A 21,290-nucleotide genomic window follows, 5' to 3' on the forward strand; every position below is an offset into this window, starting at 1 on the left:
CACATCCATTTCGTAAGATAAAAATAATGTACCATATTCAAGTGCAAAACTAAAGTTTAATTATCTTTCACACGTTGTCGAACGATATCTTTTGGATGGATGACAACCGGTCGTTCCTTAACTTTCTGAACTGGTACACGGACGATGAATTGCCAAAGTCCCCTTGGATGAAATGGAATTAAAGGCCAAAAATATGGTGTTCTTAATGTATTTAATTGAATTAAATACAAAATAGCAATCGTACTTGCCAGGACAAATCCAGTTGTCTTAAATAAAATCGTCATCAAAACAATCCAAAATTTAATAAATTTATTTGCAACACTTAATTCATAACTCGGGGTAACGTAACTCCCAATCGTACTAATGGCTACATATAAAATGACTTCTGGAGTAAACAAACCAACCTTTACCGCTATATCTCCAATTAACACTGCAGCAATAAGCCCTAATGCAGTGGCTAACGGGGTTGGTGTATGGACAGCTGCCATTCGTAAAAATTCCACCCCAATATCTGCTACGATTATTTGGATATAGACGGGTATCGAGCTTTTTTCCTTCGGGCCGATGAAGGATAGAGCCTCAGGTAATAAGTTCGGATCTAATACAAACAACAACCATAAAGGTAATAAAAAAATAGATGCTAATACAGCAGTAATTCGAATCCATCTCGTAAACGTACCAACTGTTGGTGTCTGACGATACTCTTCCGCATGTTCTAAATGATCAAAATATGTCGTTGGTAAAATGATTACACTCGGAGATGTATCCACAATTAATACAACATAGCCTGATAAAATATGGTGTGCTGCTACATCTGGCCTTTCTGTAAACCGTACGAGTGGAAATGGGCTCCATTTTTTGTCAATCATTAACTCCACTAACGCTTTATCCGCCATAACTAAATTATCGATATCAATATTATCAAGTAATTTTTCAATTTCTTCGATATAGAAATCATTCGCAATATTATCAATAAAACTAATACAAACATCCGTTTTAGAACGTTTTCCTACTTGTACAATTTTATTTCGTAAACGAGGGTCTTTAATTCTTCTACGCATGAGGCTACAATTTTCGATTATATTTTCGGTAAATCCATCTCTTGCTCCCCTAATAACTCTTTCTGTATCAGGCTCTTCTGGTTGTCTTCCAGCATAATTACGTACATCAATAATGAAAGCATCTTTTTCACCATCGATAAATATAATAATTAATCCTGCAAGTAATTGATCTGTAATATTTTGTAGTTTATTTTCTACCTCCACTTGCTGATTCACGAGCCTGTTTTTTGTTAGCTCAAAAATATCCACTTCTTCATTTTCATGGTCATTTAAATTAACTAATTCTTTTAATAAATGAACGATCACCGTATCATCAACAAGGCCGTTAATATAGTATAGTTGCATTCGATTTTGTAATACGACAATTTCGCGATAATCGACATCAAAAGAAATGCCGACCCCAACTTCCTCTTTCATATATTGTGCATTTTCATCTAGCTTTTTTGAGACGACTTGCAAGGATTTCTTCTGTTTCATCACTCGATGCTCCTTCAATATAGTTAATCGATAAAATACATTGCTTGTAAGATGACACCAATCATTTTTCCAAGTAAAATAGCATATAAAAATATAATAAAGTATTGCTTAATATGTAACGTACTTATCATTTTTGGAAAGACATTCATGATTTCTAATAAGGCAGATGTAAGTATGCCATTAAAAATGCCATGAAAGAAGCCGACTAAAATGGAGCTAAATAATGGCATGGAGATGGAAGCCTCCGTAAACGACATCCATGTCCCGATTAGAACGGAAATTAAAATAACAAATGATAATTTTTGCGATAAATTCGTCGTCGGAAAATAGGTGAAGATTCTCGGAAAAATGGTAAGCAACGTTAATATAGCAGCAAAAATTGCCCCAATTAATAAACCGCTTGAAAAGCCTATTAACCATTCGAGTATCATCACGATGTTGGATTGCCTTTCTTATCATCTTCCTGTTTTTCTAAATAACTTTTACGTGTTTGTTCATATCGAAACATTTCAATATCAATCGGGGATGGTTCTTTTCGTTTATTCGGAAAAAATGATTCATTTAAAAATAACATCATTCCAACACCAATCCCTATTGCATATGGAATTTGAATCATATAAGGATGTTTCACTTTTTCCCCTGTTAATAAGTAATGAATTTTTGTATGTACTTCTTGCATGTTCACATCAAAATGAAAATTCATGATTGTCATTACTGCACCGACAAATAATGTTATCCAAATACCAGTAAGGAGAAAAATAGACGGGCGTTTCGGATGTTTTTCTTGTTCAATTAATACTTCCGTCGGACCAATAAATTGAATGAATAATGACCGGTCATAATCCATTATTTTTTCCACTAATTGAAAACTATCGAGAATAAATGTTGTGATATGTTTAGAGGGAAAGGAAATAGGGATGGTCATTTGTTTTAATGGTGCAATTTTTTCTTCATTTCCTATAAATGATGCGATCTGTTGAAAGGAAACATTTTCTTTCGCTTCAGGAATTGTTATTTTTTTTCGTAAACGAATATAAATAATTTCTTGCATATACCTCTTCCTTCGAAATGATAATACGCATAGTATGAACAACTAACCTAATTCTATGCAAAAAAGAAAAAACTCGGAATTAAAAATGAAAGATAGAATGAAATACGACGAATAAGTTGTTTACGCTTTAGACATGTAGCACACGTAATTTAGAAGTGTCACACTGTTTACGTATCTTTATCACACGTACAGTGTTTTAACGAACATCTGATGTTATTGCTTTAAATTTTAGACTTCTCACAGTCACCCCATCATATATCGTCTTTTATACAAAAATGATGTTAGATTACACCTTCACTGCTCGTCCTAATCGTGTTTTCATGTATAAATTCGTTCCTATAACGATTCATTCGTATTTCATTCCACCGCTTCGTGTTATTCCGAGTGGAGGATTTATTTTTGTTCTGTCATATCTTTTTTCATATCTTGTAATATTTTTTTCTCTAATCTTGACACTTGTACTTGTGATACATTTAGTCGCTTAGCAACACTAGATTGTGTCCAATCTTTAAAATATCGTAAATAAATGATTAACTTTTCCCGTTTATTTAATTTTTCCATCGCATATTGTAATGCTATTTTGTCTATTTCTCCTCCTGCTTCATCTGCAATTTGATCCATTAAATAAATCGGATCCCCCCCACCATCATAAACGGTTTCATAAATTGATTTTGGATTTTTCGTCGCTTCTTCAGCCTGCGCAACTTCTTCTTTCGTTATATTTAAGGCTTCCGCAACTTCTGATACAGTCGGTGCTCTCTTTAATTGTTTCGTTAACATTTCCTTTTCTTTGCGAATTTTATTAGCCATTTCTTTCAATGAGCGACTAACCTTAATCACGCCATCATCCCGAATAAAACGTTGAATTTCTCCGATAATCATCGGAACAGCATACGTAGAAAACCGCACGTCATATGATAAATCAAACTTATCAATCGCTTTTATAAGACCAATACAGCCTATTTGAAATAAATCATCTAATTCATATTGCCTGTGAGCAAATCGTTGAACGACAGACCAGACAAGTCTCGTATTTTTCTCTACTAATATGTCTCGAGCAGTCATATCCCCTGTTTGACTTTTTTGTAATAAATGTCGTACTTCCTCATTCGTTAAACGGTTGTTTTTATATTCTTGCAAATCCGTATGCGTCATGTTATCACCTTATTGAAAAACAGTCGTTTTCACTAGTTGTTTTTTCAATATAACGGTTGTTCCTTTGCCTATCTCTGATTCTACTTGGATACCGTCCATAAATGTTTCCATTATGGTAAAACCCATTCCAGATCTATCTAAATGTTCTTTCGAAGTAAAAAGAGGTTCCATCGCAATCTCTACATTATCAATGCCAATTCCTTCATCGATGATTTTAATCGTTATTTCATCATTTTCTAATAAACAATCAATGACAATCCATTCATCAGAACGATTCTCGTATCCATGGATAATAGCATTTGTCACGGCTTCAGATATAACGGTTTTAATTTCTGTCACTTCATCTAAAGTCGGATCAATTTGTGCAACGAATGCCCCAACAGTTGCCCTTGCAAAAGACTCATTTTCACTTTTACTTAAAAAAGTAATTTGCATTTGATTTTTCATCATACTCCCCCCAAACATAATAATGCTGTTTCTTCTGACACTTCTTTACGAATAATCTTAAATATTCCTGCCATCGTTAATAATCTCTCTACACTTGGATGAACAGCACAAATGACAATCTCCCCATTTTTGGCTTCAATTTCCTTATACCTTCCTAAAATAATCCCGATTCCCGAACTATCCATAAATGTGAGATGTTCCAAATTTAATACAATATGTTGAATATCCTCCTTTTCTATTGCTTCTTGCCATCTACGTTTCAATTCCTTTGTGGCGTGATGGTCTAATTCTCCATCTAAACGAATAATTAATACATCATCCATTTGAACAAAATAACTTTGTAATGCCATATTAACCCTCCTCTTTAACTATATCCTTTCTTCATCCGTGTACTAGTATCCTTGTTTTAGACAAAACTAGTGGATTCACGACAAAAAAACCTATCCACATATATAATATATATAGATAGGTTTTCCAATAAGGATCATTTTTATACAAATTATGAGGAAATAATATCAAAAATTAATGGCACTTTCTTTGGTTTCTCATTAGAAATAATGATATTTTCACTTACTTTTTCTTTTACATTCGCTATATTTTCCGTATTTGCATACAATGTACAGAGTACGTCCCCTTTTCTGACATGTTCCCCAACTTTTTTATGCAATTGTACTCCAACAGCTAAATCAATCTTTGAATCTTTCGTTTCTCGACCTGCACCTAACATCATCGCCGCAGCTCCAATTTCGTTGGCAACAATATGAGACACATATCCAGCTTCATTTGCTAATATATCAAACGTATATGGTGCTATTGGTAGGTTTTGCACATTATCCACGATGGATCCATCTCCGCCTTGTGCTTCAATAAAGGTTTTAAACATCTCGATTGCTTTTCCATTTGTTAATTGATCTTTTAATTGCTGTTTTGCTACTTCTTTCGTCATACTACTGTTCGCTAACACGACCATTTCCGCACCAAGTTCTAAGGACAATTCTGTTAAATCTTTTGGTCCTGCTCCTCGTAAAGTATCTATTGCTTCTCGAATTTCAATAGCGTTTCCAATCGCATTTCCTAATGGTTCTTCCATACTTGAAATGACGGCTGTCGTTTTTCTACCAACTTCATTTCCGATCTGTACCATTGTTTTAGCAAGTTTTCGTGCATCATCTAAATTTTTCATAAATGCACCTGTCCCAACTTTTACATCTAACACAATTGCATTCGCCCCAGAGGCAATTTTTTTACTCATAATGGAACTTGCAATAAGTGGAATCGAACTTACTGTCGCAGTTACATCGCGCAAACTATATAATAATTTATCGGCAGGAGCTAATTGAGTCGATTGTCCGATGACAGCAACTTTATTTTTATTCACTAATTCAATAAATTGCTCATTCGTTATTTCCACATGAAATCCTTTAATAGCTTCTAATTTATCAATCGTTCCACCCGTATGACCTAATCCACGACCACTCATTTTTGCAACTGGAACACCTAAAGATGCAACAAGTGGAGCTAATACCAATGTCGTTGTATCGCCAACACCACCTGTAGAATGTTTATCGACTTTCACACCATCAATCCCACTTAAATCTATCTCTTCTCCCGAATGTACTATTGCCATTGTAAGTGCTGCACTTTCTTCAATTGTCATCCCTTGAAAATAAATTGCCATTAACAATGCACTAACTTGATAATCTGGTATATGATTTGCAACATATTGTTCAATGACAAAGTTAATTTCTTCAGTCGTTAACACATGTCCATCACGCTTTTTTTCAATAATGTCATACATTCGCAATGTATCTCACCTTCTCTTATTTCAATTCGTTTAAAAAACTTTTTCCATATGCTGGAGCTTCTACTGCAAAATTTTCTGCAATGGTTGCTGCGACATCAGAAAACGTATCACGGATTGGTAGTGCCTTCCCTATGTCTATTTGGTTATGATACATCAAAATGGGTACATATTCTCTCGTATGGTCTGTCCCATGATGTGTCGGATCATTGCCGTGATCCGCAGTTAAAATAAGCAAGTCATCATCTTTTAATAAAGGTAAAACTTCTTTTAACTGTTGATCAAATGTTTCCAATGCTTGAGCATAGCCTTCAGGATTTCTTCTATGACCATATTGTGCATCGAAATCTACTAAATTTAAAAAACATAAACCGTGAAAATCCTCTTTTATAGATTCCACTAATTTTACCATTCCATCATCATTATCAACCGTACGAATTGCTTTTGTAATCCCTTCTCCGTCGAAAATGTCGGCAATTTTTCCCAATGAAATGACATCAAGGCCATTCTCTTTTAAACTATCTAATACTGTTTTACCAAAAGGTTTCAGAGCATAATCATGACGATTAGAAGTTCTCGTGAAGTTCCCAACTTCTCCCACAAATGGGCGCGCAATGACACGACCTACTAAATATTCTTCTTTTAATGTTAATTCCCGACAAATTTCACAAATTTTATATAATTCTTCTAATGGAACAACAGATTCATGTGCGGCAATTTGTAAAACAGAATCAGCCGATGTATACACAATGATTGCCCCTGTCTCTATATGTTCCGGACCTAATTCATCGATAATTGCTGTTCCAGATGCTGGTTTATTTCCGATCACTTTTCTTCCTGTTCGTGCTTCAATTTCTTCAATCAGTGAAGCAGGGAACCCTTTAGGGAACGTTTGAAACGGTTGATCAATACGTAAACCCGCTATTTCCCAATGTCCTGTCATCGTATCTTTACCTGCGGAAGCCTCTTCCATTTTTGTATAATATGCTTTTGGGGACGAAACTGCTGCTACTCCGTCTATTGGTGCAATATTTCCTAATCCTAAAGCTTGTAAATTAGGTACATGCAATCCATCCATATGTTTGGCAATATTTCCTAACGTATTAGCACCTACATCATTATATTTATCCGCATCAGGTGCTTCTCCTATACCTACTGAATCTAATACGACTAAAAATACTCTTTTAAATTTGTTCATTTTCTATCTTTCCTTTCCTTTATGCTCGAGGGTGAAATTGCTCGTACATATCTTTTAATCTCGTTTTAGAAATATGTGTATAAATTTGTGTCGTTGAAATGTCCGCATGACCGAGCATTTCCTGAACGGAACGTAAATCTGCACCATTCTCAAGTAAATGAGTCGCAAAGGAATGGCGTAACATATGTGGGGTAATTTCTTTCGTTAACCCTACCTCTTTCGCAACATTTTTTATTATTTTCCAAAACCCTTGCCTTGATAATGAACGACCATGATGATTGACGAATAGCATCACTTCTCGCTCATTCTTTTTGGTCAGTATCGGACGAGAAAATTCAACATATTGTTCTAACGCCTCTTTAGCCATATCACCTAATGGAATAATTCTCTCCTTATTTCCTTTTCCGATACAACGGACAAATCCCATCTCAAGATGAACATCTCTTACATGTAAATTTACTAATTCTGATACACGTAATCCTGTTGCGTACATCAACTCTAGCATCGCTTTATTACGTATTTGTAAAGGTGTATCTTGCTCTAGTTGTAATAGTTGGTCTACTTCTTCCATTGATAAAACAGTCGGAAGTAAACGATCTTTTTTTGGTGTTGAAATATGTAAACTTTCATCCGTCTTCACGACTTGTTCCCGTATTAGGAATTGATGCAAAGCTCTAATCGCTGAAATCATCCGTGCAATTGTCGCGGCTGATTTCCCATCCTCACGTAAGGAACTAAGAAATAACATCATATCATTTCTTGAAACATTATTCCATGCTGTTCGGTTACATGTATCTGTTAAAAATTGTTCATAATGTTGGAGATCTCTTCGATACGACTGAATCGTATTATCAGCTAATCCTCTTTCAATTCGAATATAGTGAAAAAAGTCTTCTATTTCGTTTCGTAACATTTCCCATTCTCCTATGACTAAAATAATCGTATCGTCCGTACTTTTTCATGCCATGTTTTCAACCATTTTACATGTTCAAATGGATCATCAACATATGATTCATATTGCTGATGAAATGACTGGATAGCAAAATAAAATAAAATTGTACAACTAATAAAAACGATTACTGCTTGTAAAAATGATCGAATCCATTTCCACATCTTATCGTACCCTTTCTTCATGATTCATTTATACAATCATTACAGTTTATTTAGTTGCAAAACAAATTAATCATTATGCATACATAGTATATAGATAATTTCACTTTATTAAAAAGGTGTACAATATTCTTTGTTTATATACCTCTATTTTACACTATTATAAAGATTTATGAACAAAAAAAAGTAAAAGCAAATTAATTTGCTTTTACTTCTTTATTTTGACAAACTTTACAAATGCCATGGAATGTTAATCGGTGATCTTTTACTTGAAATTCCCATTGACTTTCGACAATTTTTTCTACATCATGTAACAAATCTTCCATAATTTCTTCTACGGAACCACATTCCATACAAACTAAATGATGATGGAAATGTTCTGCTCCCTCTTTACGTAAATCATATCGAGAGACACCATCACCAAAGTTAATTTTGTCAACAATTTTTAATTCAGATAATAATTCTAATGTACGATATACAGTAGCTAAACCAATATCTGGTGCTTTTTCCTTCACAAGCAAAAATACTTCCTCTGCACTTAAATGATCTTCTTCTCTCTCTAATAAGACCAATAATGTAGCCTCTCGCTGCGGAGTAAGCTTATACCCTTGTGAATGTAGTTGTTTTTTTATTCGTTCTATTCGTTGTTTCATGGATTTACCCCTCCATCTGTCACTTTCATTATAGGCACACGAGAAACAACTGTCAAAAAATAATCATTATATAGTTAAAATAATTATAAAATAGTCATAAATATTTTTAAAAAATATTGAAATAGTTGATTCGAAATAAACGTTTCTACTCCTGAACTTAAAAATGCTAAAGCGAAAAAGAAAAGAAATGCGGTAGCATACATACGCACTAACTGGATCGGAGACATTCTGTTGTTTTTTCCCCATAATTTCTTCCATAAAATAATCGCGAAATGTACACTAACTGTACTCGCTATTATATAGGTAGGCACTGTAATCATATTTTGTGGTGCAACCGACAATGTGGCAAGTCCTAAACCTTTCCACCCTAATTGATGAACGATAAATCCGACAGAAAATCCCACAATTAAGCCTTTCATAAATAAGAGTACCCATATAATGGGTAATCCAATAATCGTCATACCTAAAATGAACAATATAAATAAATATTTCGCATGAAAAAAATAACTCCGTCGCAATAACTCCCAATGATTAACTTCGTTATTTTCTTTTACTAATGTAAAATATTGTTGTAAATGGAAGAAGACATCTTCCTTTTGAACAAAACTCATACTGTTCACGATAATAGCGCCAAAAACAATACCAGTTAAAAACAAAATTGACATAAACAATACAATCCACTTATTTTCCCGTATATAGTTGCGAAAGATAGTTTTCATATACCTCATCATAGCCTCCATCTTTTTCATCGTATATAGAAACAATATGATGAGGTTGTCCAATTCATGCATCTAAAATGACAAACAAGTTTCTTGAAATATAAAGTTTTTCCTGGAATGTTTTAATTTCTTTTCATTTATTTAATTGAATCACTATTTTAATTTCCCATATTTTCCTCCACCACCAGCTTCAATTTGTAGTTTGCCGTGACGTAATTGTATTATTTGTGCTGCAATGGTAGGTTTTACATATTTTTCTAACGTTTCTTGTGGCATATAATGGATAATATGCATTTCTGTTTTTCCGTTCTCTAATAGTTTCTCCATCGTTTTCGGTCCTAGTCCTTTTATATATTCTAAAGGAACTTGATACATATAATCTGGACGCTTATTTACGTTTCCTTCATTGTCTTTCAATGTTTGTATTCGATCAAACACACCATTAATAATTTTGGTACTATGACACTTTTCACATATCATCGATCCAAATGTGACAGGTGTAAAACATTGCTGACAAACGGTCGTATAATATTTCCCTAACAATGGATTCATCCCATAATTCGTTACAACTCTTCGTCCCTCTGCTTCGTGTAACGCAAAAAACAACTCGTTAAATGTTGGTTCTTTCATTTCAATTAATTGATATTCTCGTGCAATTTTTGGTAAAGAATGACTATCTGAATTCGACACAAATGTATACCGATGTAATTCACTTATATTATCTGCCATATTAGTATCTGCACTTAATCCTAATTCGATTCCATCGATTAAATCCGGATCAAACACTTCGGTTAGAGATGTATGGACCCCTTTTCCGTATAGACTTTTAAACGGTGTAAATACATGGGCAGGAATAAAAATGCCTTCCAGTTCTTTTACTTTATACTGCAATGCTTTTGCATCGACATATATTCGTTGGGAACTTAATGTTATATTCTTCATTTTAGGTCGAAGCCATTCTGTAAACTGTTGCATTTTATCAATGGTTGGTAAATAACATAATACGTGAATGGGACCTTGACAATTTTCGTCATATATTTCTAATTCTGCACCTAAGATTAGTGTCACATTTTCAAATTGTATACCACCATTTTTTAATGGAATTGCTTTATTCGCTTCGATAAGTTGTTGCAATTCTTCTTGAACTGCTGGTGCATGACAATCTATGACACCGATCATTTGCAACCCTTTTCGTCGGGATGCCTCTTCTAAAATATTCGTTAATGTTAAATTTTTAGAAGCGGTAATTTTAACTGGTCGATCATATATATCCCTTCCTATGTGGATATGTAGGTCAACAAAATATTGTTGTAACATTATGCATTCGTTCCAATCATTTTTAAATATTGTATTGCGTACACTGTTTTTGCATCATGAATTTTTTGCTCTTGCATATATTGTTCTGCTTCTTCTAATGTTAGAGCAATCAGCTCCACAAATTCATCATCATCTCCGGCTACTTTGTCTGATAATACTTTTAGTTGATTCGTATAATAAATATGAATAATTTCATCTGCAAATCCTGGAGATGTATAAAAAGAAGTTATATATTGTAATTTGTCCGTTGTGTATCCTGTCTCTTCTTCTAATTCACGTTGAGCTGTTACGATTGGCTCCTCATTCGCTTCTATTTTACCAGCAGGTATTTCAACTAAGGAACGTTCTAACGGCTTTCTGTACTGTTCTACAAATATAATTTTCCCCTCATCCGTTACTGCAATGATTGCAACTGCCCCGGGATGTTTTACAAGTTCTCGTTTTCCTTTATTACCATTTGGAAGTAACACATCATCAACTTGTAATGAAATAATATGCCCCTCAAAAACTTGCTTCGTTGCAATTGTCTTTTCTTCAAATTTTTTCATCCAAATCCCTCTTTACTCAAAATGTACTGCTTTCATTTTAGCATATTTACCTCCATGTAAGTATATTTAAAAATTTCCATTACAAATTATTGTATACTAGAATAGAGGAGGAATAAACATGAAGAAACAAAGACTTGGACAATCGGATATATATATTACTCCATTAACACTTGGAGGGATGTCACTTGGTAAAGACAAACAAAAAGCGAGCGATATGATTGATGAAGCATTATATCATGGCATTAACCATATCGATACGGCAGATTTATATGATTTTGGGGAAAATGAACATATTATTGGCGAAACGATTAAAAAGAAACGTCATGATATCATTTTAACATCAAAAGTTGGCAATCATTTTAACAAAGAAAAAAAAGAGTGGTTTTGGGATCCATCCCCCACCTATATCCATCAAGCAATTGATGCAAGTTTAAAAAGACTACAGACTGATTATCTTGATTTATATTTATTACATGGCGGTACAATCGAAGACCCGATAGATGATATTATAGAAACATTTGAACGTTTAAAAGAAAAAGGGAAAATCCGTTCCTATGGCATTTCTTCTATTCGACCGAATGTGATAGATGCGTATGTACATCGTTCAAATATCGATGCAATTATGATGCAATATAATATATTAGATCGTCGTCCAGAGGAACTATTTGCAAAAATAGCAGAAAAAGATATTCATGTTTTAGCAAGAGGACCGTTCGCAAAAGGAATATTATCGGATCAAGCAATGAAACAAATAGCGAAAAAAGCAAATGAAGGATATTTAAGCTACTCTTATGAACAACTGAAAGAGATCCTTGCATCTATTTCATCCCTCTATGAAAGTAATATAGCAACTATAGCCCTTCAATACGTCTTACAACAAGATGTCGTACGTTCGGCTGTTTTTGGTGCTAGTTCAATGGAGCAACTAAATAAAAATATCGCTGCATTTACAAGTGAAAAATTATCACCTAATATATATAAACAACTTCAATCTATCACTAAACAATTAGTATATGAACAACATCGTCTATAAATCAACACCAAGGAAGCAACCAGTTTTTTGTCCTTCCTTGGTGTTTTAAAATTATTTAAATGGAGATTGTGATGGACGTTCCTGAAACGCATCATATGTTTGTTTCCCCCGATAATCACGCACATGATCGTCTTTTTGTTGCTTTACCGGTTCTACCTTTACATGTACTTTCATTTCCCCTATAACATTTACCATAAAAGATAGTGCTACATCAACAGCAATATTTTTGTCCTCATTTATTTTACATTGTAAACAAGTTGGTTGTTTTTCTACTTTAGCCAAAATATCACGACAACTATTTTCTAAACAATGTTCATCTTCTTTCGATAAATTTACATCGATACAATAAGGCACATTTTCAGAAATTACGGTTGTTTTCATATGGTCATTATATGCATACCATACATGGATATCGTACGATCCTGTAATCTCTACTATTTTATTTGATTTACTCTTAGCTTCATACGTATGGTTAATAATCCAACACCCTAATATAGTAGACGGCGTAAATGTAGGGGTAAGTACATGAGACAATGTTGCCTTCTTTTTTCCTCTACTACAAACAGCTTTCGTTATAATCTCGCGATAATCATGATCATAAAAACTCATCGGATTGTATACCTCCTCTTTTGTCATTGTCATTTTATGCACGAATATTTATTTAGTGCATTCGTCTATACAATTTTCTTTCGTAAGAGGCGTTTTATATTTTAATTTATTTCAGAAGAAAGAATATGTATAGTAAGCCCGTAATCAAACAACGCATATCCTACCGAAGCATCTCCTGCTAAGATAGAAATATCAATAGAAGGAGGTGCTTTTCTATGTCGCATGAAGAACTGATCATCGTCCCCGTAACACTCCATCCTGAAAAGAAAGAATCTACGTTAACGACCCCGCCTGCTTCCTCGGAAACTCCTGTTTGCACGATGAAATCAGGAGACCTTGAACTTTCCTTCTTTAACGGTGTGGATGAGCACATCATTCAAACCGTGATAAGGGAGTTGAAAAATGGATGAGGCAAGATTATACAGACGTCAAAAACATTTATATCGTTTGTGGTAAAACTGATATGAGAAAAGGTATTGACGGACTAGCTACGCTCGTTCAAGATAATTTCAAACTAGATCCATATGGAGATTCCATTTTCTTATTCTCTGGTTGGAGCAAAGATCGTTATAAATGTTTATATTTTGACGGTGATGGATTCGCCATGCTTTATAAACGTTTAGATAATGGCAAACTTCAATGGCCTAAAAATGAAAATGAAGTTCGAAATTTGTCGCAACAAGAACTTAGGTGGTTGCTTGAGGGGTTAGCTATTCAGCAGCCAAAAGCAATACAAAAATCTTTAAGAGGTGTTTTTTAACTATTCATTCTTCGTTCAATAGCGTATACTATAGCTATCATAAAATGAACGAAAGGCGGTGAAGTTGCATGGTTCAATCTTCTCCTAATCAGAATGATAAATTAATCAAACTTTTAGAGGAACAATTAAAACATTCGAATCGACAGATTGAAGCTTTGACCGAGCAAGTTCGCCACTTAACGAAGCTATTATATGGCTCAAAAACAGAGCAATCGAAATACAATCTGCCCGATGGGCAAACGTCTTTATTCGATGAGGATGATGACGATTCTTTTAACAGTTCTGAGCACACAGAAGAACAAAGCCAACAGAAGATCGTGTACACTGTTGAACGTAAAGCAAAAAATAGAAAACGCAATGATTTTCTAGCTGATCATCTTGAAACAGAAATTATCCATCATCATCCAGAAGATACAACGTGCGATTGTTGCCAACAAGCCATGATTGAAATGGGTAGCACGATTGTTCGAGAAGAAGCTATGTTTATTCCGGCAACTATAAAGAAAATTCAACATGTAGAACACGCCTATGAATGTAAAAATTGTAAAAGGGATTCCTTTCAAGTTGCACAGATTAAAAGGGGCCAAGCACCATTAGCCCCTATCCAGCGTAGCCTGACAAGTCCTAGTGTTCTAGCAAAAGTGATCTATGATAAATTTACCCAGTACCTTCCCCTTTACCGTCAGGTAAAAGAATGGGAGCGTTGTGGTCTATTTACGAACGATAAAAACTTGTCGAACTGGGTGATAAGGACGGCTGAGGATTGGTTGTTTCCTGTGTACCAGCGAATGAAGGAAATGATGATAAAAAAATCCATTCTTCACGTGGATGAGACATACGGGAAAATTATTCATCGTTCCGATGGTAAACGAGGAAATTCCAACGCCTATAACTGGGTGTATCGTAGCGTTCTTAGCCAGGGACCAGTTATCGTTCTTTTTCAAAGTGCGTTATCACGTGCCCGATCCGTTTTGGAAGGGTTTATAAACAACTTTAGGGGTACAATTATCTGTGACGGCTATTCCGCATACGATAAAATCGCAGATGTTTCTTTCGCAAATTGTTGGGCGCATGTTCGACGGTATTGGTTGAAAGCAAACAGTAAAAACGGCATGATTGGCGTGAACTTTTGTGATGAACTTTATCGCTTAGAAAGGGAATTTAAACATTTATCCCCGAGTAAACGAAGAAAAAGACGTCAGAAACATTCGAAGCCAATCGTCGAGGCATTCTTTCAATGGATAGAAGAGTCTCCATTTTACGGAAATAATGCGATTGGGAAAGCAGCTACATATACACTAAAATTGGCAGATGGACTACGTGCCTTTCTCTACGACGGACGCATTGAAATGGATAATAATCCAGCCGAAAATGCGATACGACCTAGTGTGATCGGTAGAAAAAATTGGATGCACTCCGTTAGCGAAGCTGGTGCCGAGGCCAATGCAATATGTTTGAGCATGGCAGAAACAGCAAAAGCCAATGGTATAGATTTCTATCAATATTTGGTGAAATTACTAACGGAACTTCCCAATCTCAATATCCATCAAACACCAGAAATATTAAATCAGTACATGCCTTGGTCGAAAACAATCCAAGCAACATGTGCAAAAATATAAAATAACCGTAAATCTGTCTAAAAAATCGAAGATTCACGGTTATTTGTCGTCTCTACTTTTAAATTTTCTTAGTTCGGGCTTACTATGTATAGCGCTTTGTCAAATATGGTTGGTATTCTGTCAATTTTTATTCTGAAGGGCATTTCATTAGTTTTCTATTTTTATGCATAAAAAAGGTGCCAGTGGATTTTTTCCACTAACACCATATATGGTTGAGCTATACTTATTCGTTGCTACTACAACAAGCATCTTCTTTATTAGCTACTTTCGTTCCTGTTTCACCACTTAATAAATTTCCGCCAGTATCTTTAATAACGTGATTTGTCACTTCACGTGCAATCGTGCTAGAAACTAATTGTAATACATCGTTTACTACCATTTGAATTTCTTGGAAGTCTTGCACAACAGGAATACTATCTAATTCATTTTGTGCTTCATTAATTGCCTCTTCTACTTTTTCTAATGCAGCTTTTTTATCATATGCTTGTAAATTTACTGCTTGCTTTTGTAATGTCGTAATTTTCTTTACTAAACGTTGAATTTTATCATTTTGATTCACTTTTGCTTCTAACTCTTTGAAACGCTCAATTTCTTCTGTATTTGCTAACATTTCAGCTAATTTTTTTGCTTCATCCATTACCTCTTTACGTGTATACAATGTCATTATCCACTCACCTCAACTGATTGTTCTACTAACTCTCCGTTTAACGACCATGTTCTCGTTTCTGTAATTTTTACATCGACAATTTTACCGATAATTGATTTTGGTCCTTTAAAGTTTACTACTTTGTTTTTCTCCGTATACCCCGCTAAAACAGTATCATCTTTTTTACTCGTACCTTCCACTAGTACTTTCACGATTTTACCTTTATACGTTTCCATTGATTTTGCAGATTGGTCATTTACTAATTTATTTAAGCGTTGTAGACGCTCTTTTTTCACTTCCATTGGAACATCGTCTTTTTGTACGGCAGCTGGTGTTCCTTCACGAGGAGAATAAATAAATGTATATGCCGCTTCAAAACCAACCTCTTCCATTAAGGTCATCGTTTCTTCGAATTGTTCATCTGTTTCATTCGGGAATCCAACAATAATATCTGTCGTTAACGTGACGTTTGGAATTGCTTTTTTTATTTTACGTACGAGTTCCAAATATTCTTCCCGTGTGTATTTACGATTCATTTTTCGTAAAATATGACTACTTCCAGATTGTACTGGCAAATGAATATGGTCTAATAAGTTACCACCCTTTGCTAGTACATCGATTAATGCATCATCGAAATCTCGTGGATGTGACGTTGTAAAACGAACGCGTGGAATATCAATTTTTCTCATATCATCCATTAAATTTGCAAACGTATAATCGATATCTTCAAAATCTTTTCCATAAGCATTTACGTTTTGACCTAGTAATGTAATTTCCTGATAGCCTTGTGCGGCTAAATGACGTACTTCTTGAATAATATCTTCTGGTCGACGACTACGTTCTTTTCCACGTGTCATCGGTACGATACAATACGTACAGAATTTATCACAGCCATACATAATATTAACCCAAGCTTTAATTTTGCCTGTACGTGCCTTCGGAAGATTTTCTATAATATCTCCTTCCTTTGACCACACTTCTACTACTTGTGCCTTACTAAACATCGCTTCTTTAATTAGGTTCGGTAAGCGATGAATATTATGTGTACCAAAAATTAAATCGACATGCTGGTGTTTTTGCATAATACGATTGACAACAGATTCCTGTTGGGACATACATCCACAAACACCAACAATTAAATCTGGTCTTTCAACTTTTAAACTTTTTAAATGCCCAATTTCACCAAAAACACGGTTTTCAGCATTTTCTCTAATGGCACATGTATTTAATAAAACGATATCTGCATCTTCTGTCGTTGTTGTCGCTGTATATCCCATATCTGTCAAAATCCCTGCCATCACTTCTGTATCATGTTCATTCATCTGACAACCATATGTTTGAATTAAAAACTTACGACCTTCTCCAATGGAGCGCATATCTTCTGTGATTTCAAAATCATAATGTACTTCTACTTTATCTCGTCCACGTTTACGTGCTTTTTTAATATCTGGTGGTTGATAAGTCGATTGGAAATAATGCGCAAAATCTTCCGTCGTTTTTTCCGACAATGGTTTATCCTGTCTGGATTTTCTGTCCACGGATATATCTTCTTGTTTAATTTGCGCTTGCTCTTTTCGCTGTTCTTCGTTCATGCTTTATCTCCTTCCATATGTATATTCATACATAATTGCATTCATCATTATAGTATATATTTTTTCTTCGTATTACACAATAAAACCGTATATATTTTGTACATTGTTAATGATTCTGTCATATTTTTATTCCAAGTACATGAAAAATAACCTTAACAGAAAAGGTGACTGTTAAGGTTATTCCGACTTTCCATTCCTTTATTAACGAGGTTCTACAATCAATTTAATTGCTGTTCGTTCTTCATTTTCGATTAAAATATCTGTAAAAGCTGGAACACAAATTAAATCAATTCCACTAGGTGCTACAAACCCTCTTGCAATTGCAACAGCTTTAATCGCTTGATTTAATGCGCCTGCACCAATTGCTTGTAATTCTGCACTGCCATTTTCCCTTAAAACATTTGCTAATGCACCTGCGACTGAGTTTGGATTCGATTTTGCTGAAACTTTTAATACATCCATTACTAAGTACCCCCTTCATTAACTAATATAGATTCACTAATACTATATTCTAAGAAATGATACCTTATTACTTTAATTATGCACGATTTACAGCAAATTACAACCATTCTTCCATAATTTATGAAAAACTCAATTATATTTTTCTTATATTATAAGGTCATAAACGGGTGATCATCATTGATCATAATTCGTTCGATTTTTGTTGCCTTACCAGTTTTCTCATCAATTGTAAGGAGGCAACCATTTAATTGAGCACGACCTTTCGTATCCACTTCAAATCTCGCTGGCATATTCGATGTAAATCGTCGAATAATTGTCTCTTTTTCAACCCCTAAAACACTATCATATGGACCCGTCATTCCTGCATCCGTTATATATGCAGTCCCACCATGTAAAATACGATTATCAGCCGTTTGTGTATGTGTATGTGTTCCAATAACGGCACTTACTCGCCCGTCGACATACCATCCAAATGCCTGTTTTTCACTCGTAGCTTCCGCGTGGAAATCAATGAAAATAATATTCGTTTTTTCTTTTGCTTCTTTAATTAGTTCATCTGCTTTTGTGAATGGATCATCAATAGGATCTAAAAATGTTCTTCCTTGTAAATTGATGACAGCAACTATTACATCATTATATTGTACATAGGAGATACCTTTACCAGGATTTGTTGGTGGAAAGTTTGCTGGGCGGATTAAATTTGGTGCATCCTCGATGAAGTCCACAATTTCGCGCTTGTTCCATGTATGATTCCCCATTGTGACAACTTGAATACCTAATTGCATAAATTGTTTATAAATTTTTTCCGTAATTCCTTTTCCACTTGCAGCATTTTCACCATTTACAATTGTTATTTGTGGTTTATATACTTCTTTTAATTTTGGTACATACTCTTGCACCATTTTTCTACCTGGAGAACCTACCACATCTCCAATAAATAAAATTTTCACACTTACCATTCCTTACTATATACTTTATATACATTTATTATATCATCTCATTGCATTCTTTCCTATGTAACAAAAAAAAGCGGTAAAAACCGCTTTTTTATTATGAGTCATATTGAATTCATTTTTGGCAATTACTTAGCATACTCCACAGATCTCGTTTCACGAATAACGGTTACTTTAATATGTCCAGGATATTCTAATTCACTTTCAATTCGCTTACGAATTTCTCTTGCCATATGCGTTGCCGTTGCATCATCAACTTCATCTGGTTTAACCATAATGCGTACTTCCCTACCAGCTTGAATAGCGTATGATTTTTCAACACCTGTAAACGAATCAGAAATATCTTCTAATTTCTCTAAACGTTTAATGTAGTTTTCAAGTGTTTCACTTCTCGCTCCTGGTCTTGCAGCAGATAATGCATCTGCGGCAGCAACTAGTACAGAAATGATTGATGTTGCTTCTTCATCCCCATGGTGTGATGCAATAGCATTCACAACAACCGGATGCTCTTTGTATTTCATTGCTAATTCTTTACCGATCTCAACGTGACTACCTTCTACTTCATGATCTATCGCTTTTCCAATATCATGAAGTAAACCTGCTCTTCTTGCAAGTACTTCATCTTCTCCTAATTCAGCTGCAAGCAGTCCTGATAGATGCGCAACTTCCATCGAATGCTTTAACACATTCTGACCATAACTTGTTCGATACTTTAAGCGACCTAATATTTTTATGAGGTCAGGATGTAATCCATGTACACCAACTTCAAATGTAACTTCCTCTCCAATTTCACGAATATGATCGTCAACTTCTCGTCTCGCTTTGTCGACCATTTCTTCAATACGAGCTGGATGAATTCGACCATCTTGCACTAATTTTTCTAAAGCAATTCGTGCAATTTCTCGTCTAATTGGATCAAAACCTGATAAAATTACAGCTTCTGGTGTATCATCAATGATTAAATCAATTCCTGTTAACGTTTCAAGCGTACGAATGTTTCGCCCTTCTCGCCCAATTATACGACCTTTCATTTCATCATTAGGTAAATTGATGACAGACACAGTCGTTTCTGCAACATGATCTGCAGCAAGTCGTTGTAAAGCAAGAGATAAAATATTTTTCGCCTTTTTATCCGATTCCTCTTTCGCACGATTCTCTGCTTCTTTGATCATAACCGCAGTCTCTTGGTTCAATTCTGTTTCTACACGATTCAAGATAATTTGTTTCGCTTGTTCACTTGTTAAGCCAGAAATGCGTTCAAGCTCCGTATGTTGCTTTTCAAGTAATGCATCTACTTTGCTTCTCATTTCTTCAATCTGTTGTTGTTGTTCTGCTATATTTTGTTCTCTTTTTTCTAATGAGAGTTCACGATTATCAATTGTAATGCTTTTTTTGTCCAGAATTTCTTCTTTTTGAATTAAGCGATCTTCTTGTTTCTGTACTTCTGTACGTCGTTCACGTAATTCTTCTTCCACTTGTTGACGAAATGCATGGTTTTCTTCTTTTGCCTCTAAAAGTGCTTCTTTTTTAGCTGCATCTGCATTTCGATGTGCTTCTTCAACAATTTGTTTGGCTAAGTTTTCAGCACTTGAAATCTTTGCTTCTCCAATTGATTTCCGAACAAGATAACCAACAACAATACCGACGATTAGGACTAATGCAAGCAAAACGGAGATGAGTATAGGATTGTCCACGTTCTTCACCTCCTATTGCTATAAAATTGTACAATTCTTTATTGTCGGCATAAAAACCTTTAATCAATAGCGAATAAATTTGTATAATGTATAAAATTAATTATACAGTTTAATTTTAAATGTACTAATTACCAATGTCAATGAAAAGCCTTTATTTTATTTGTTTTTCACATAATTTCGTTTGAAAATACAATCCATGTAGTACATTTTCACTTTAATAAAATCAGACCTTTGTCACAAATTGTTCATCGATAGTTGAAATTAAACAACAAACGGACAGATTGCTTTCATTTCGTCCTCAAGCCTTTAATGCTACCTGTTTTTTATTTAATGCATAAAAAAGGTGCCAGTGGATTTTTTCCACCAACACCATATATTGTAGAAC

At 34.6% G+C, this 21,290-nt stretch carries 24 protein-coding genes; 4 read left to right on the plus strand and 20 right to left on the minus strand.

The window, feature by feature from the left end; genetic code table 11:
- Positions 1–56: 56 nt before the first annotated feature.
- From WKT09_RS02800 to WKT09_RS02865, 14 genes are all read right to left on the minus strand, one after another.
- Complete coding sequence (locus WKT09_RS02800) at positions 57–1,538, minus strand: spore germination protein (protein ID WP_340414577.1); 1,482 nt, start codon at positions 1,536–1,538, stop codon at positions 57–59.
- A 23-nt stretch (positions 1,539–1,561) separates the two neighbouring features.
- Positions 1,562–1,969, minus strand: a complete 408-nt coding sequence (locus WKT09_RS02805; protein ID WP_340414698.1) for a stage V sporulation protein AB — start codon at positions 1,967–1,969, stop codon at positions 1,562–1,564.
- The gene (locus WKT09_RS02810; RefSeq protein WP_340414578.1) at positions 1,969–2,589 is read right to left on the minus strand and encodes a stage V sporulation protein AA; all 621 of its coding nucleotides are present in this window, start codon (positions 2,587–2,589) and stop codon (positions 1,969–1,971) included. The genes WKT09_RS02805 and WKT09_RS02810 overlap by 1 nt, the downstream gene beginning before the upstream one ends.
- Before the next feature lie 393 nt (positions 2,590–2,982).
- On the minus strand, positions 2,983–3,744 hold the full coding sequence (gene sigF / locus WKT09_RS02815) for an RNA polymerase sporulation sigma factor SigF (protein ID WP_340414579.1): 762 nt from the start codon (positions 3,742–3,744) through the stop codon (positions 2,983–2,985).
- Positions 3,745–3,753: 9 nt separating this feature from the next.
- Positions 3,754–4,191, minus strand: a complete 438-nt coding sequence (spoIIAB, locus tag WKT09_RS02820) for an anti-sigma F factor (RefSeq protein ID WP_340414580.1) — start codon at positions 4,189–4,191, stop codon at positions 3,754–3,756.
- The gene (gene spoIIAA, locus WKT09_RS02825; RefSeq protein ID WP_340414581.1) at positions 4,191–4,541 is read right to left on the minus strand and encodes an anti-sigma F factor antagonist; all 351 of its coding nucleotides are present in this window, start codon (positions 4,539–4,541) and stop codon (positions 4,191–4,193) included. The genes spoIIAB and spoIIAA overlap by 1 nt, the downstream gene beginning before the upstream one ends.
- Positions 4,542–4,690: 149 nt before the next feature.
- Entirely contained in the window at positions 4,691–5,995 is a 1,305-nt protein-coding gene (locus WKT09_RS02830) for a pyrimidine-nucleoside phosphorylase (RefSeq protein WP_340414582.1), read from the minus strand.
- A gap of 16 nt (positions 5,996–6,011) precedes the next feature.
- Complete coding sequence (gene deoB, locus WKT09_RS02835) at positions 6,012–7,190, minus strand: phosphopentomutase (protein ID WP_340414583.1); 1,179 nt, start codon at positions 7,188–7,190, stop codon at positions 6,012–6,014.
- Between the two features lie 19 nt (positions 7,191–7,209).
- The gene (gene xerD / locus WKT09_RS02840; RefSeq protein WP_340414584.1) at positions 7,210–8,103 is read right to left on the minus strand and encodes a site-specific tyrosine recombinase XerD; all 894 of its coding nucleotides are present in this window, start codon (positions 8,101–8,103) and stop codon (positions 7,210–7,212) included.
- A 17-nt stretch (positions 8,104–8,120) separates the two neighbouring features.
- The gene (locus tag WKT09_RS02845; RefSeq protein ID WP_340414585.1) at positions 8,121–8,303 is read right to left on the minus strand and encodes a DUF4227 family protein; all 183 of its coding nucleotides are present in this window, start codon (positions 8,301–8,303) and stop codon (positions 8,121–8,123) included.
- 194 nt (positions 8,304–8,497) lie between these two features.
- Positions 8,498–8,953: a ferric iron uptake transcriptional regulator gene (gene fur, locus WKT09_RS02850; RefSeq protein ID WP_336265658.1), complete on the minus strand. Its 456-nt coding sequence runs from the start codon at positions 8,951–8,953 to the stop codon at positions 8,498–8,500.
- 83 nt (positions 8,954–9,036) lie between these two features.
- Entirely contained in the window at positions 9,037–9,618 is a 582-nt protein-coding gene (gene spoIIM, locus WKT09_RS02855; protein WP_445323965.1) for a stage II sporulation protein M, read from the minus strand.
- A 207-nt stretch (positions 9,619–9,825) separates the two neighbouring features.
- A complete protein-coding gene (locus tag WKT09_RS02860) occupies positions 9,826–10,989 on the minus strand; it encodes an endonuclease Q family protein (protein WP_340414587.1) in 1,164 nt (387 codons plus the stop codon).
- A complete protein-coding gene (locus WKT09_RS02865) occupies positions 10,989–11,537 on the minus strand; it encodes an NUDIX hydrolase (protein WP_340414588.1) in 549 nt (182 codons plus the stop codon). The genes WKT09_RS02860 and WKT09_RS02865 overlap by 1 nt, the downstream gene beginning before the upstream one ends.
- Positions 11,538–11,655: 118 nt before the next feature.
- Here WKT09_RS02865 and WKT09_RS02870 point away from each other — a divergent pair, with 118 nt between their 5' ends.
- Complete coding sequence (locus tag WKT09_RS02870; RefSeq protein WP_340414589.1) at positions 11,656–12,570, plus strand: aldo/keto reductase; 915 nt, start codon at positions 11,656–11,658, stop codon at positions 12,568–12,570.
- Between the two features lie 51 nt (positions 12,571–12,621).
- Here the strand turns inward: WKT09_RS02870 and cotE are convergent, their stop codons facing one another.
- Positions 12,622–13,179 carry an outer spore coat protein CotE gene (gene cotE / locus WKT09_RS02875; protein WP_340414590.1) on the minus strand — a complete coding sequence of 186 codons (558 nt, stop codon included), beginning with the start codon at positions 13,177–13,179 and terminating at the stop codon, positions 12,622–12,624.
- Between the two features lie 215 nt (positions 13,180–13,394).
- Between cotE and WKT09_RS02880 the strand changes: the two genes are divergently transcribed.
- The 3 genes from WKT09_RS02880 (at position 13,395) to tnpC (ending at position 15,558) form a co-directional block, all read left to right on the plus strand.
- On the plus strand, positions 13,395–13,589 hold the full coding sequence (locus tag WKT09_RS02880; RefSeq protein ID WP_340414591.1) for a hypothetical protein: 195 nt from the start codon (positions 13,395–13,397) through the stop codon (positions 13,587–13,589).
- Positions 13,586–13,939 (plus strand): IS66 family insertion sequence element accessory protein TnpB, encoded by a 354-nt coding sequence (gene tnpB, locus WKT09_RS02885; RefSeq protein ID WP_340414592.1) that lies wholly within the window; start codon positions 13,586–13,588, stop codon positions 13,937–13,939. Before WKT09_RS02880 ends, tnpB begins: the two co-directional genes overlap by 4 nt.
- A gap of 68 nt (positions 13,940–14,007) precedes the next feature.
- On the plus strand, positions 14,008–15,558 hold the full coding sequence (tnpC, locus tag WKT09_RS02890; protein ID WP_340414593.1) for an IS66 family transposase: 1,551 nt from the start codon (positions 14,008–14,010) through the stop codon (positions 15,556–15,558).
- A 223-nt stretch (positions 15,559–15,781) separates the two neighbouring features.
- Here the strand turns inward: tnpC and WKT09_RS02895 are convergent, their stop codons facing one another.
- The 5 genes from WKT09_RS02895 to rny form a co-directional block, all read right to left on the minus strand.
- A complete protein-coding gene (locus WKT09_RS02895; RefSeq protein ID WP_340414594.1) occupies positions 15,782–16,222 on the minus strand; it encodes a RicAFT regulatory complex protein RicA family protein in 441 nt (146 codons plus the stop codon).
- Positions 16,222–17,796 (minus strand): tRNA (N6-isopentenyl adenosine(37)-C2)-methylthiotransferase MiaB, encoded by a 1,575-nt coding sequence (gene miaB / locus WKT09_RS02900; protein ID WP_340414595.1) that lies wholly within the window; start codon positions 17,794–17,796, stop codon positions 16,222–16,224. The genes WKT09_RS02895 and miaB overlap by 1 nt, the downstream gene beginning before the upstream one ends.
- Positions 17,797–17,997: 201 nt before the next feature.
- Positions 17,998–18,258, minus strand: coding sequence for a stage V sporulation protein S (locus WKT09_RS02905; protein ID WP_336265666.1), 261 nt, complete (start codon positions 18,256–18,258; stop codon positions 17,998–18,000).
- A gap of 149 nt (positions 18,259–18,407) precedes the next feature.
- Positions 18,408–19,208: a TIGR00282 family metallophosphoesterase gene (locus WKT09_RS02910; protein ID WP_340414596.1), complete on the minus strand. Its 801-nt coding sequence runs from the start codon at positions 19,206–19,208 to the stop codon at positions 18,408–18,410.
- Between the two features lie 131 nt (positions 19,209–19,339).
- Positions 19,340–20,905, minus strand: coding sequence for a ribonuclease Y (rny, locus tag WKT09_RS02915; RefSeq protein ID WP_340414597.1), 1,566 nt, complete (start codon positions 20,903–20,905; stop codon positions 19,340–19,342).
- Between the last annotated feature and the right edge of the window lie 385 nt (positions 20,906–21,290).

Source organism: Pseudogracilibacillus sp. ICA-222130 (genome assembly GCF_037892545.1).
Lineage (GTDB): Bacteria > Bacillota > Bacilli > Bacillales > Amphibacillaceae > Pseudogracilibacillus.

Bases quoted from the DNA above. Each gene is read 5' to 3' on its own strand.
- tnpC (WP_340414593.1), top strand. From the start codon at position 14,008: ATGGTTCAATCTTCTCCTAATCAGAATGATAAATTAATCAAACTTTTA.
- WKT09_RS02865 (WP_340414588.1), bottom strand. From the start codon at position 11,537: ATGAAAAAATTTGAAGAAAAGACAATTGCAACGAAGCAAGTTTTTGAG.
- spoIIAB (WP_340414580.1), bottom strand. From the start codon at position 4,191: ATGAAAAATCAAATGCAAATTACTTTTTTAAGTAAAAGTGAAAATGAG.
- WKT09_RS02895 (WP_340414594.1), bottom strand. From the start codon at position 16,222: ATGACATTGTATACACGTAAAGAGGTAATGGATGAAGCAAAAAAATTA.
- WKT09_RS02800 (WP_340414577.1), bottom strand. From the start codon at position 1,538: ATGAAACAGAAGAAATCCTTGCAAGTCGTCTCAAAAAAGCTAGATGAA.
- WKT09_RS02845 (WP_340414585.1), bottom strand. From the start codon at position 8,303: ATGTGGAAATGGATTCGATCATTTTTACAAGCAGTAATCGTTTTTATT.
- xerD (WP_340414584.1), bottom strand. From the start codon at position 8,103: ATGTTACGAAACGAAATAGAAGACTTTTTTCACTATATTCGAATTGAA.
- spoIIAA (WP_340414581.1), bottom strand. From the start codon at position 4,541: ATGGCATTACAAAGTTATTTTGTTCAAATGGATGATGTATTAATTATT.
- cotE (WP_340414590.1), bottom strand. From the start codon at position 13,179: ATGAGTTTTTATGATCATGATTATCGCGAGATTATAACGAAAGCTGTT.
- spoIIM (WP_445323965.1), bottom strand. From the start codon at position 9,618: ATGTCAATTTTGTTTTTAACTGGTATTGTTTTTGGCGCTATTATCGTG.
- WKT09_RS02810 (WP_340414578.1), bottom strand. From the start codon at position 2,589: ATGCAAGAAATTATTTATATTCGTTTACGAAAAAAAATAACAATTCCT.
- WKT09_RS02905 (WP_336265666.1), bottom strand. From the start codon at position 18,258: ATGGATGTATTAAAAGTTTCAGCAAAATCGAATCCAAACTCAGTCGCA.
- tnpB (WP_340414592.1), top strand. From the start codon at position 13,586: ATGAGGCAAGATTATACAGACGTCAAAAACATTTATATCGTTTGTGGT.
- WKT09_RS02860 (WP_340414587.1), bottom strand. From the start codon at position 10,989: ATGTTACAACAATATTTTGTTGACCTACATATCCACATAGGAAGGGAT.
- WKT09_RS02805 (WP_340414698.1), bottom strand. From the start codon at position 1,969: ATGATACTCGAATGGTTAATAGGCTTTTCAAGCGGTTTATTAATTGGG.
- WKT09_RS02880 (WP_340414591.1), top strand. From the start codon at position 13,395: ATGTCGCATGAAGAACTGATCATCGTCCCCGTAACACTCCATCCTGAA.
- miaB (WP_340414595.1), bottom strand. From the start codon at position 17,796: ATGAACGAAGAACAGCGAAAAGAGCAAGCGCAAATTAAACAAGAAGAT.
- fur (WP_336265658.1), bottom strand. From the start codon at position 8,953: ATGAAACAACGAATAGAACGAATAAAAAAACAACTACATTCACAAGGG.
- deoB (WP_340414583.1), bottom strand. From the start codon at position 7,190: ATGAACAAATTTAAAAGAGTATTTTTAGTCGTATTAGATTCAGTAGGT.
- sigF (WP_340414579.1), bottom strand. From the start codon at position 3,744: ATGACGCATACGGATTTGCAAGAATATAAAAACAACCGTTTAACGAAT.
- WKT09_RS02870 (WP_340414589.1), top strand. From the start codon at position 11,656: ATGAAGAAACAAAGACTTGGACAATCGGATATATATATTACTCCATTA.